Here is an 11,470-nt window from a genome sequence, read left to right as displayed (position 1 = left end):
CGAGTATCGAGTACCACTACACAGGGGGTCGTCGGTACGTTGTAATGCCAATGCTCAAAGCGAAGTAGCGTCTCAATCATTGCGTCGTGCGCACTATCATTCGGGTCATCGCCAGACTGTCCAAACTGGCTAGCCGTCGCAAGCGCAACAAACGAGGAATCAAATTGTTTAGGGTCATTTCCCCAACCTTGGCATAGCCAGTAGGCAAACAGACCATTGCCGATAATGCGCCGTGAAAAGGGCTGTTGATAGGCTGCTTGCTCCCAGCCTACGGTGATGTTCCAGTCATCGGTGATGTCGTGGTCATCAAAAATCATATAGGTGGCGAGATGGGCGAACAGACGCCTAACTTGGGGCAGACCGTGTTGAAACTTAGTCAGGGCTTGCTCTTCACGCTGATACCGTGACTGTTGCTGTGGCGTTAACACGCGATTGAGTGCGACTGAGGCTGTATTTGTGATGCGCCAAGCTTCTGGCGACCACACCAGTAAATACATGGCGAAATGTTCGGCAAAGCTAATCAGGTGATTGCTGGTTGTCTGAGAGGTGAAGATCGGCAGCGCACGTCCTTTTAACCGTTCGAACAGAGAACCATACCGTGCGCGCTGTGCGGGCAACAATTTTGTTCGGTTGAGGTAGCCATCTGGATGCGTATCGAGTTCCCGGCAATGTGCAATCGGTGCGGCGTCAAAGTATTCATTTTTGAGCTCCAGCCGAGCAATCAAGGCTTTGATCCGCTGCAACATTGGTGTGGCGACATCATCGGCGTAAATCTGATCTCCGCTCATAATGAGCATGTCCGGCCATTGTGAGATCTCCTCATTGGCGAGTTTATCGTCGAGTGTGACCAGTGCATCATCACACTGATGGTGCGGGTGCCGACATGAGCCATGCGCTAAATGGTTCGCTTGGGAGGGGATCACAAAGTGCGGTGAACGTTCACCGTCATAGAGTAAATCCGGGATCCATTCGGACAAGGGCTTTTGATCGAGTAAGATGTCGTAACGCAATGGCACATCGAGCGGAAAGCCGTGCGCACATCGGAGATGAGCCAGTACCACCCATGCGTGCTTACCAGCGCGAAATTGCTGCGCCGAGGAGAGTGGCATCGCGGCGAGGAGAGTCTGATCATCAAAAACGGACAATGTGCCTTGGTCTGGCGGCGTTGATAATACCGCCCATACGACGACTTCATGTTGAGTAGTTCGCCGTAGCATGGGGCCAGCAATAAAACGGGGCAGGGAAGAGGCGTCCGGATTCAATGTTTGTTTCCTTTTTCTGTCTGTTTGTCATCTTGGCATTTTTTGGGGGAAGGATGCAAAACGTATGTGATAATCGCTTGTTTTGGCGTATTTTTAGCCATTTGAACATGAAAAGCGATAAATCACCGTAAAAGGGGTTGCACCCTTTGCGGCAATCGCCTACCATCCTTCTCGTTGTTACGAAACACATTTCCCCCATAGTTCAGTTGGTAGAACGGCGGACTGTTAATCCGTATGTCACTGGTTCGAGTCCAGTTGGGGGAGCCAAATTCAGAAAAAGCGCTAGCCGAGAGGTTGGCGCTTTTTTTATATCTATCGTTCTTGGGTTCGAAGCGCGTGCTTGACCAGTTTGAATGCGGATCGTCTCCCTCTTTTTGCTCGCGTCAAACAAAAACGCCACGCGCAATGCGTGACGCTTTTTCCTATCACTATCGATTAGTTTTTAGTGATATAAAGGTTCCGAGTGTAACGTAGGTCGTTCGGGTTTTCCGTATTATAGCCGCCTACTTTAGGGCTTTTGATCACACTACGCGTGTAAAAGTACATTGGAATGGCAGGCATCTCCTTGGCGAAAATGCGCTCCGCTTCCTGATAATAGGCCTTACGCTTTTCTGGGTCGACAACGGAGAGGGCTTGGTCAAGCAGCTTGTCGTATTCAGGGTTGCTCCAATTGGACTTATTCATACCTTTACTACTGAAATAGCTTAGGAAAGTTGAAGCCTCATTGTAGTCACCATTCCATCCATCGCGAGCCACATCAAAGTCTTTTTGTAGCACTTTTTGCAAAAAGGTTTTCCACTCTTGGTTGGCTAAGCTGACTTTAACCGGGAGATGGCGTTTCCACATAGACGTTACTGTCAATGCAAGTTTTTTGTGGGATTCCATGGTGTTATACACCAATTCAAACTCCAGAGGGTTGTCTTTGCTGTATCCCGCTTCGGCCAAGAGTTCTTTTGCTTTTTGATAACGTTCTTCTTGGGTCATTTCCGCCCAAGCCAATTTCGGCGGTTCGAAGTTATTGATGGCTGGTGGTGTTGCACTGTAGGCAGGTTGTTGTCCTTGACCAAGAATTATGTCGGTGACGACATTACGATCAATGGCATAGGCGAGTGCTTTGCGTACGCGCACGTCGTTAAACGGTTCGCGCTCTGTGTTGAATAAATAGTAATAAGTTGCAAGCGATGGCATGGTTAGGAATTCATCGGGACGCTCTTGCTTGATTTTCTTATAGGATTCAAGCGGGAAGCTAAAGGTCACGTCGATCTCACCGGTGCGATAGCGGTTATATTCCGCGTTAGCATCGCTGGAGGTTACATACGATGTTTTATTAATCACCGTTTCTTTATCGTTCCAGTACATGGGGTTACGCTCAAGATCGATGCGCTCATTAATCACCCAGTTGGTTAAGTTATAGGCGCCGGAGTTGACCATGTTTTCGGGGCGTGTCCAGTTATCACCATACTTTTCTACCGTATGTTTTGGTACAGGGTAGGTCGAAGAATGGGTGAGCATATTGGGGAAATAAGGAGTACGTCGCACCAATGTAAACTCGATGGTATGGTCGTCCACCGCCTTCACGCCTAACGCACTTGCTGGCTTATGTCCATCGGTGATTTCGGTTGCATTGAGAATGTTCGCGGTGCCTAAATACCAAGCGTATGGTGCAGCGGTTGCTGGGTCGACGGCACGTTGTAGTGTATAGACAACATCTTCCGCTGTAATGGGCTCACCGTCAGACCATGTCGCCTCGCGTAAATGGAATGTGTACGTTAACCCATCTTCACTGACTTCCCAGTTTTTTGCTAAACCTGGTGCAATATCGCCACTTGGCGTGCGCGATGTAATGCCTTCGAACAAATCTGAGATAATTTTGTTACTGGCGGTATCACTGGACTTGGTCGGATCCAGCGTAGGCACTTCGCCAGAAACCCCCCAAATAAGAGTCTGTTGCTCGGCAAGCTCCACGCCTTCTGGGACGTGAGCTGCAAACGCTGAGCTACACAATGCGAGTGCCAATGAACCTGCTAATAGTTTTAATTTCATCTTTCCATTCCTTGGTTGAGTAATTTGTTAATAAGCCTTGTTAATCAATAGATTAACCACAAATGGTAAGCGAAGAAAAGCGATGTGATAAAAAGATGACAAATCGACGACAGGAAAAGCGTGAAATCGTGACCTCTATTTTTATATCGATTTAATCCTGCATGGCGGTTGCCGATCGCGGCGTATTCATACGGCATAATCCCCTCGGACAGCTTAGGCGGTTTTATGATAAATTAGCCGTTTTTCATAGACTCAAGGATGATCTCCCGTGCTGTTACGTCCATTTTCTCCCACTGACTTAGCCTCATTTTTGTCTCTTTCTATCACGCATGAGCAGCTGCCTTTTGTCGGACGCCCAGAGGAAATCTTGGCGGCGGCCAATGAATTTGCTCATCTACACCTGATTGAGGTAGAGACCGTGATTGTGGGCGGGTTTATTCTTGATACTGGTTACGCGTCGCAATACGACTTTGCCCATTCAGGTGATATGGGAGTTCGTGCGGTGTTTATCGATCAGCACCACCAAGGTAACGCACTGGGTCGCCGCGCGATGATGGCCTTGGCGGATTATGTCAAACCACGCTATCCGTGGACGCAGCGTCTTATCCTGACCGTTAATTGCAAAAATGCGGGCGCGATTGTGTGCTACCAACGCGCAGGCTTCACTGATACGGGCGAGTTGTATCATGGTGGTAGTGCAGGTCCGCAGCATATTATGTTGAAAAAAATCGATAACAAAGTCAGTCCGGATGGTGGTGTGGGTTAAACCCGCGATGACTTGCTAAAAAAGAAGGATTATGCGACGCTCAAATAAATCACTAATAAGCAGGGATCATGCTTGGCGGTTGATCTCGATACGACTGGCGTTGTGGTGGGATGAAAAGTGACATTCATCGGCCAAAAAAACGCGTTGAGTCGTTGAGGTATTGCGTTTAACAAGGAGAGTAATCATGAAGATTTATGGCCACCCTTCTGCCATTAATGTTCAAAAAGTGATGTGGCTGATTGATGAGTTAGATTTAAGTATCGAACTGGATGAGGTCGATATTCATCATAATGCCCAAGACGCTGATGCACTGGCACAAAAATGTCCGATGCGTCAGGTGCCGGTATTAGAAGACGGCCCAAACAGTGTGTGGGAATCGCACACCATTTTGCGCTATCTGGTTGCCTGCTATGGCAATAAAATGTGGTACCCAGATTGCGCGTTTCAACGCTCGCGCTACGAACGTTGGATGGATTGGTGCCTATCTTCGTTTCAGCCTACGGTTAAAACTGCTTGCTTGGAAGCATCGAGCGATCCCAAGGTGAGAGAGTCGGCCCTTGAGCAGTGCCGCTACGATTTAGAGAAGCTGAACGAAGAGCTTGCTGAGCGTCGCTATTTAATCTCTGATATGATGACGCTCGCTGATATTGCGATTGGCACTGTGGTCCATTCTCTTGCCTTGACGCCATCAATGACTTTGCCGCCGCACGTGTCGCAATGGTATCAGCAACTGAAATCATCATCAGGATATCAACGCTGGGTCGTTCAGGCTCGTCACACCCAACCTGCGTAACCATGATTTTTATTAAGATTAAGCCCGCATTAGCGGGCTTAAAGCGTTTTTAGCGGCCCCACAACACACAGGGCGCTTTGATAGCCAGGCTGTTGTTCAATGCGCTCAAGATACGCAACAATGTGACCGTGTTGCTGTGGGTCTAGACGAGGACGCATTGCGATTAATGGGAAACTCATTTGAATATCTGCCGCTGTGAGTATGTCACCACACAACCAATCATGCGTCGTTAAGTGGTGTTCGATCATGGCAAGATGGTCTCGCAGCTGGGGTGCAATAAACTGGTCGGTGACGCCTTTCATCAGCTTTTTTGCCAAGGGACGCACAAAAAAGGGCATCGGTGCCTCTGGGATTTTGCTGAAAATCAATGACATGACCAATATTGGCATCAAAGACCCTTCGGCATAGTGCATCCAGTAGCGATAGTGACCTTTCTGCTCTGGCGTTTGTGGCTGTAAGCGCCCGTCACCATACTTTTCCAAAATGTACTCAATGATCGCGCCCGACTCTGCAATGATCGTCCCTTCATCCTCAATCACAGGTGCTTTGCCCAGAGGGTGAACGCGTTTGAGCTCGGGGGGCGCCAACTTGGTGTTGGGGTCACGCGAGTAGGTCTTGATTTGATAGGGCACACCCAGTGCCTCAAGCAACCAAACAATACGCTGAGAACGCGATTGTTCAAGGTGATGAATAATAATCATAAGGAATATCTTTGACTGTAAGTTTAAAAAGGCTCAGCTATCGATACGATAACCTTGCTATTTCGATCAGTCCTGTTGGTTCAATTCATTGATTTGGTGGTGGGAGTACTCGGCCTTGAATGCGCAACTCCGGATCCACGGATGAAATATTTGTACCGCGAATGTATACATTGCCTCCCACGTAAATATCGTCGGGTAATGCGCTAATTGGCGAGTTAGTAAGATAAAGGTTGCCCTCAACGTACAAGCGTCTTGGCAAGGTGGTGAGAGGCGTATTGACCAGACTGAGGTCGCCACGCACGACGAGGTTTGGCGGTAATGCGGTTACAGCGGTATTGGTGAGGTTGATATAGCCACCGACTTTAAGTCGCGGTAGCCGTGTTAGTGGCGTATTTGCCGCATTTAAGTAACCGCCGATATCCAGCCCGCGAGGCAGTCGCGAAATATCACTAGCTTCAATATCTAAGTACCCTTGCGTTTTTAACCCCGCGGGTAAGGTCGTGATGGGGGAAAAGCGGAGTTTTACATTGCCGTAGTTGTCCACATAGCCGTGAAAACGTAAGTCTTGCACGAATGTATTGAGAGGTTCATTCATCGCATGCGTGGGCACTGCCATCATAAAATAGCCGACAAGAATCCAAAGTTGAATGATGGCTTTTGGCATGAAAAGGTCTGCGTGGTCACAACGTCTGCTTCAATGTAGAGCGTTTCGGCGAATATTCAAGCCTAGCTCGGTTTTCTGTCATCGAAAACGTTATCTTCTACGTATGTTAGCCATTATTTCAATCAGTACTGACTGAGGTACCTGTGCTTCAATCTCGTTATCACACCTTGCGTTTGGTTCTCGGTGATCAACTGAATGCCAGCCACTCATGGTTTAAGCAGCACGATCAGGGAGTGTTGTATGTCATTGCCGAGCTTAAACAAGAAACCGATTACGTTACCCATCATGTTCAAAAGGTTTGTGCGTTCTTTGCTGCAATGGCGCAGTTTGCTAGTGCGCTTGAAAAGGCTGGGCATGATGTTAACTACCTCACACTGGATGACACGCAAGCCTATCCAGACTTGCCCGCCTTGCTGTGCGCTCTTTGTGAGCACTATCAAGTCGATCGATTCGAATATCAGCGTCCTGATGAGTATCGGCTCGCGATGCAACTCGAACAATTACGTTTACCCAATGAGGTTGAATCCCAGTGTGTCGAGACGGAACACTTTCTCTTACCCTTTTCACAGATTGCCACCCAGTTCACCGCCGGTAAGCACCGAAAAATGGAGTTTTTCTACCGCGATATGCGTCGGCAGTTTGATGTCTTAATGGAGGGGGATAAGCCTGAGGGCGGGAAGTGGAATTATGATCAGCAAAATCGTAATAAGCTAAAAAAAGCGGATCTTGATGCGATTCCTGCGCCATTGATTTTCGCCAATGATGTCAGCGATATTCTCACCCGTATTGAGCGCCATCAGGTTAAAACCATCGGATGTTCGGCGCCAGCATTAATGTGGCCGGTGACGCGCCAGCAGGCGAAAGCGCTCCTTAACCATTTCTGCACCTACTGCCTGCCGCTGTTTGGCCAGTTTCAAGATGCGATGACAGGGCAAAGCCCTCATCAGTGGAGCTTGTACCACAGCCGCCTCTCTTTTGCGTTAAATGCCAAGCTGCTTCACCCCATGCAAGTGATCCAAGCTGCGATTGATCATTACCGCCAAAATGATGATATCAACCTTGCTCAGATTGAAGGGTTTGTCCGACAGATCTTAGGCTGGCGCGAATATGTTCGCGGTGTGTACTGGGCGAACATGCCTGATTATGCACAAAAAAATGCACTGGGTGCGCAAGGTCAATYGCCGGCATTTTTCTGGGATGGAAAGACCARAATGCGTTGTCTCTCGCATGCGATTACSCAATCGTTAGAGACAGCGTATGCCCATCACATTCAGCGACTCATGGTGACAGGAAACTTCTGTCTGCTTGCGGGCGTCGACCCAGATGAAGTGGATGATTGGTATCTCTCAATCTATGTTGACGCGATCGAGTGGGTCGAAATGCCGAATACGCGCGGAATGACGCAGTTCGCCGATAATGGCATTGTGGGGACGAAACCTTATGCGGCCAGTGGCGCCTATATCAACCGGATGAGTGACTATTGCGCTGGGTGTGAATACGATGTGAAAGAGAAAGCTGGTCCTAAGGCGTGTCCATTCAACGCGCTATATTGGCATTTCATGGCGCGTCATCGCGACAAGTTTGCCCGTAACCCACGCACAGCCATGCCGTATCGAAATTGGGATAAGATGTCAGAGACGCAGCAAAGCCAGATTTTGGCGCATGCGGATGAATTGCTTGCCAATCTTGATGCGCTTTGATGCCGTTATGACCGCCCTCAACTGGAGCGTGAGGGCGGTCATAAATCGCGTCGCGCTTATTGCGTGTTTGGCACAATCTGAATCTCAACACGGCGGTTGAGCGCACGGTTTGCCGCGCTGTTGTTCGCAACCAGTGGACGTGTCTCACCAAAACCGGACGTGTACAAACGTGCATTGTCGATCGACTGACTGGCGAGGTAGCGTTTGACGCTCATGGCACGGCGCTCCGACAAACGCTGGTTATAGGCCGCTGCGCCCGTGTCGTCTGTGTGACCCTCAATGCTCAAGAAGGTTTTGTCGTACTTGCGCATCACATTAGCAATGGCATTGAGCTTAGGATAAAAATCGGCCGCAATTGCATCCTGATCTAACCCGAACGTAATGTTTGAGGGCATGATCAAGCGAATATTGTCGCCTTCACGCACTACCTGAATGCCCGAGCCCGCCAATTCTTCACGGAATGCTTGCTCTTGCTGATCCATATAATTACCGACAGCTGCACCGCCAATGGCACCGATAGCTGCGCCAATAAAGGCACGTTTGCCTTTATGGTTCGATGTCGATTTGCCCACGATGGCCCCAGTGATCGCGCCAATTGTCGCGCCTTTTTGGGTGTTCGACATCGACTCACAACCAGTGAGGGCCAGTGATGCGGTCAGTACGGCAACCGCAGTTAGTTTGCATTTCATTCCCATTGTTTTCTCACTATAACCAAACGGTGGTCAGTTTAATTTACTTCAGCTTAGACACTCTTCTTCAAGAAAGTGTCAAATTTATGAATTAGTGACGGTGTTTTAAACACTTAACAGAAGACCACTGACAGAGTTCTCAGTTTTGTCTTCTTTTCCCTGCAACCTGCCGTGCAAATTGCGCTGGATCAAAATGTGATGAGCAAACAGCGTGTTACAACAAAACCCATAAAAGGCCCTGTCATGTCTGGGCCGCAATGATCCCGACTAAAGGAGCAAATGGTCATGTCGAGCACGTTCTTTATCCCTGCTGTTAACCTTATGGGCGCAGGTTGCCTTTCTGAAGCCGCAGACGCGATTCAATCACATGGATTTAAAAAAGCCCTTATCGTTACAGATAAAGTCCTTAATCAAATTGGTGTGGTAAAGCAAATCGCCGCTTTGCTTGATAGCCGAGAAGTCGATTGTGTGGTCTATGATGGCACACAGCCCAACCCAACTACTGAAAACGTGGCACAAGGGTTAGCGCTTTTACAAGCGAACCAATGTGACTGTGTGATCTCTTTAGGGGGTGGATCGCCGCACGACTGCGCCAAAGGTATTGCTTTGGTGGCAGCCAATGGCGGTCATATCAGTGATTATGAAGGCGTGGACCAGTCTGCTAAGCCACAACTTCCGCTGATTGCGATCAATACGACGGCGGGTACCGCATCAGAAATGACGCGTTTTTGTATTATCACAGACGAAGCGCGCCACATTAAGATGGCGATTGTTGATAAACACACCACCCCGATTATTTCCGTCAACGATCCTGAGCTGATGCTGGCTAAACCGGCGTCATTAACGGCGGCGACCGGCATGGATGCATTAACCCATGCGATTGAAGCTTACGTATCGACCGCCGCTACGCCGATCACTGACGCAGTTGCACTGAAAGCAATGACACTGATTCAAGAAAACCTGCGCACCGCAGTGGCTGACGGCCAAAACCTAGAGGCGCGGGAGCAGATGGCCTACGCACAGTTTATGGCGGGTATGGCATTTAACAATGCGTCTTTGGGCTATGTGCATGCGATGGCGCACCAATTAGGTGGATTTTATGACTTGCCGCACGGGGTGTGTAACGCCGTTCTATTACCCCATGTGCAACGCTACAACGCGCAAGTGTGTGCCGAGCGCTTACGGGATGTTGCCACGGCAATGGGCGTCGATACAGAGAGTATGAATGCGGAGGAAGGTGCGAAAGCCGCCATTCAAGCCATTCAAGCATTGGCGACCGATGTTGGGATCCCTGCTGGTTTGCGCGAACTCGGCGCCAAAGAAGAAGACATTGATGTGTTGACCAAAAACGCCTTGAATGACGCGTGTGGTTTCACCAATCCGAAGCAAGCGACGCATGAGGAAATCGCCAAAATCTTTATGGAAGCGATGTAGTTTCCTAGATATCACAGCAACTCTAAAAAGGCCTGATGATTCAGGCCTTTATTTTTTCATGAGGTTGAGTTCTCAGCGCAAGTTAGTCACTGCGATCTTCGACGTCTGCAATTTGATTCTCGCAGCACTCGCCGTTCAGGACGGTATGAATATTAGTGAGCGTGGTATCTGCGATATTGTGCAGTGCTTCTTTGGTGAGAAACGCTTGGTGTCCGGTAAATAACACGTTATGGCATGCAGAGAGGCGACGGAATACATCATCAACAATCACATCATTAGACTTGTCCTGGAAAAATAGCTCCCGTTCATTGTCATACACGTCAAGACCAAGCGCACCGATACGGCCTTGTTTGAGGGCTTCAATAGCGGCTACCGAATCGAGCAATTCACCGCGACTGGTATTAATCACCATCACTCCCTTTTTCATTTGAGCAAAAGCACGCTCGCCGAGTAGATGATAGTTGTCTTTGGACATCGGGCAATGCAGAGAAATCACATCACTTTCGGCAAACAGTGTTTCTTTCGAGACGTATTCGCCACCGAGCTCAATCGCAAGGGGGTTAGGATATGGATCGTGGCACAACAAACGCATACCAAGCCCTTTTAGGATCCGCAGCGTTGCGATCCCAATTTTACCCGTACCAATGATCCCAGCCGTTTTACCGTGAAAGTTAAACCCGACTAAGCCATCGAGTTCAAAGTTGGCATCGCGTGTGCGTTGGTAGGCTTTATGAAAGCGTCGGTTCAAGCACATCATCATGCCCACCGTGTGCTCTGCGACCGATTCGGGAGAATAGGCGGGCACGCGAACGACGGTGATCCCCAACGATTTTGCAGCCTCCAGATCGACGCGATCGTAGCCAGCACATCGCAACGCCACCAGTTTGATATTGGCGTCACTTAAAATCTCTAGCACAGGGCGGGAAAGATCATCATTAACAAACGCGCAAATCGCCTCCGCCCCTTGAGCCATTTTGGCGGTTTTGGCGGTGAGCTGAAAATCATGAAAGTCGAGTGTGTAACCAAACGCTTGGTTAGCATGAGCAAAGGCGGCCTTGTCATAAGATTTGGCACTAAATACGGCAATGGTCGTCATGTGTTGCCTCCGAATAAGTCGGGGGAGGTAAAGAAGCGTTATAAATACCGTGATTTGGAGCCAAAATAAACCATGAGGTTTATCAGGTTAAAGGCGTTGATGTTGGTCCAACCGAATAAAAGCCACGCAGGCGGCTTTTATTCGGTTATCTCGCGGTGAAGGATAGGCTAGAACTTAATGGTGGCGTTTATGCGTACATCGCGTCCCGCAGCGGGCACACCGGCAGACAGGTAGGGTGTGTAATACTGATTGGTCAGGTTAGCGATGGTGGCGCGTAGCGTAAAGTCGTCACGCGGTGTCCATTCTCCATAGAGGTTTTGGA

9 protein-coding genes, 1 tRNA gene and 1 pseudogene are annotated in these 11,470 nt (G+C 49.1%); 5 read left to right on the top strand and 6 right to left on the bottom strand.

The window, feature by feature from the left end:
• Positions 1–1,262, bottom strand: a pseudogene (locus BZG83_RS14255) (alkaline phosphatase family protein); the annotation flags it as partial.
• A gap of 191 nt (positions 1,263–1,453) precedes the next feature.
• Here BZG83_RS14255 and BZG83_RS14250 point away from each other — a divergent pair.
• Positions 1,454–1,529: transfer RNA gene (locus BZG83_RS14250), tRNA-Asn, on the top strand.
• A gap of 168 nt (positions 1,530–1,697) precedes the next feature.
• On the opposite strand, the gene BZG83_RS14245 is transcribed toward BZG83_RS14250, so the two are convergent.
• Positions 1,698–3,305 carry a peptide ABC transporter substrate-binding protein gene (locus BZG83_RS14245; protein WP_077481500.1) on the bottom strand — a complete coding sequence of 536 codons (1,608 nt, stop codon included), beginning with the start codon at positions 3,303–3,305 and terminating at the stop codon, positions 1,698–1,700.
• A gap of 268 nt (positions 3,306–3,573) precedes the next feature.
• Here BZG83_RS14245 and BZG83_RS14240 point away from each other — a divergent pair, with 268 nt between their 5' ends.
• Positions 3,574–4,071, top strand: coding sequence for a GNAT family N-acetyltransferase (locus BZG83_RS14240; protein ID WP_077481498.1), 498 nt, complete (start codon positions 3,574–3,576; stop codon positions 4,069–4,071).
• Positions 4,072–4,255: 184 nt separating this feature from the next.
• Positions 4,256–4,864, top strand: a complete 609-nt coding sequence (locus BZG83_RS14235) for a glutathione S-transferase family protein (RefSeq protein ID WP_077481496.1) — start codon at positions 4,256–4,258, stop codon at positions 4,862–4,864.
• Positions 4,865–4,902: 38 nt separating this feature from the next.
• Here the strand turns inward: BZG83_RS14235 and BZG83_RS14230 are convergent, their stop codons facing one another.
• Positions 4,903–5,565 (bottom strand): glutathione S-transferase family protein, encoded by a 663-nt coding sequence (locus BZG83_RS14230; protein ID WP_077481494.1) that lies wholly within the window; start codon positions 5,563–5,565, stop codon positions 4,903–4,905.
• Between the two features lie 85 nt (positions 5,566–5,650).
• Positions 5,651–6,229 (bottom strand): hypothetical protein, encoded by a 579-nt coding sequence (locus BZG83_RS14225; RefSeq protein WP_235608121.1) that lies wholly within the window; start codon positions 6,227–6,229, stop codon positions 5,651–5,653.
• A gap of 143 nt (positions 6,230–6,372) precedes the next feature.
• Here BZG83_RS14225 and BZG83_RS14220 point away from each other — a divergent pair, with 143 nt between their 5' ends.
• The gene (locus BZG83_RS14220; protein WP_077481492.1) at positions 6,373–7,929 is read left to right on the top strand and encodes a cryptochrome/photolyase family protein; all 1,557 of its coding nucleotides are present in this window, start codon (positions 6,373–6,375) and stop codon (positions 7,927–7,929) included.
• A gap of 56 nt (positions 7,930–7,985) precedes the next feature.
• On the opposite strand, the gene BZG83_RS14215 is transcribed toward BZG83_RS14220, so the two are convergent.
• The gene (locus tag BZG83_RS14215) at positions 7,986–8,618 is read right to left on the bottom strand and encodes an OmpA family protein (RefSeq protein ID WP_069586537.1); all 633 of its coding nucleotides are present in this window, start codon (positions 8,616–8,618) and stop codon (positions 7,986–7,988) included.
• Positions 8,619–8,903: 285 nt separating this feature from the next.
• On the opposite strand from BZG83_RS14215, the gene yiaY reads away from it, so the two are divergent.
• Entirely contained in the window at positions 8,904–10,052 is a 1,149-nt protein-coding gene (gene yiaY / locus BZG83_RS14210; RefSeq protein WP_077481489.1) for an L-threonine dehydrogenase, read from the top strand.
• Between the two features lie 82 nt (positions 10,053–10,134).
• On the opposite strand, the gene BZG83_RS14205 is transcribed toward yiaY, so the two are convergent.
• Positions 10,135–11,148: a 2-hydroxyacid dehydrogenase gene (locus BZG83_RS14205; protein ID WP_077481487.1), complete on the bottom strand. Its 1,014-nt coding sequence runs from the start codon at positions 11,146–11,148 to the stop codon at positions 10,135–10,137.
• Positions 11,149–11,470 lie beyond the last annotated feature (322 nt).

This window comes from Salinivibrio sp. PR919 (genome assembly GCF_001995355.1).
GTDB lineage: Bacteria > Pseudomonadota > Gammaproteobacteria > Enterobacterales > Vibrionaceae > Salinivibrio > Salinivibrio proteolyticus.
The sequence above is the reverse complement of the archived record's forward strand: the minus strand, read 5'-3'. Positions and strand labels throughout refer to the sequence as shown.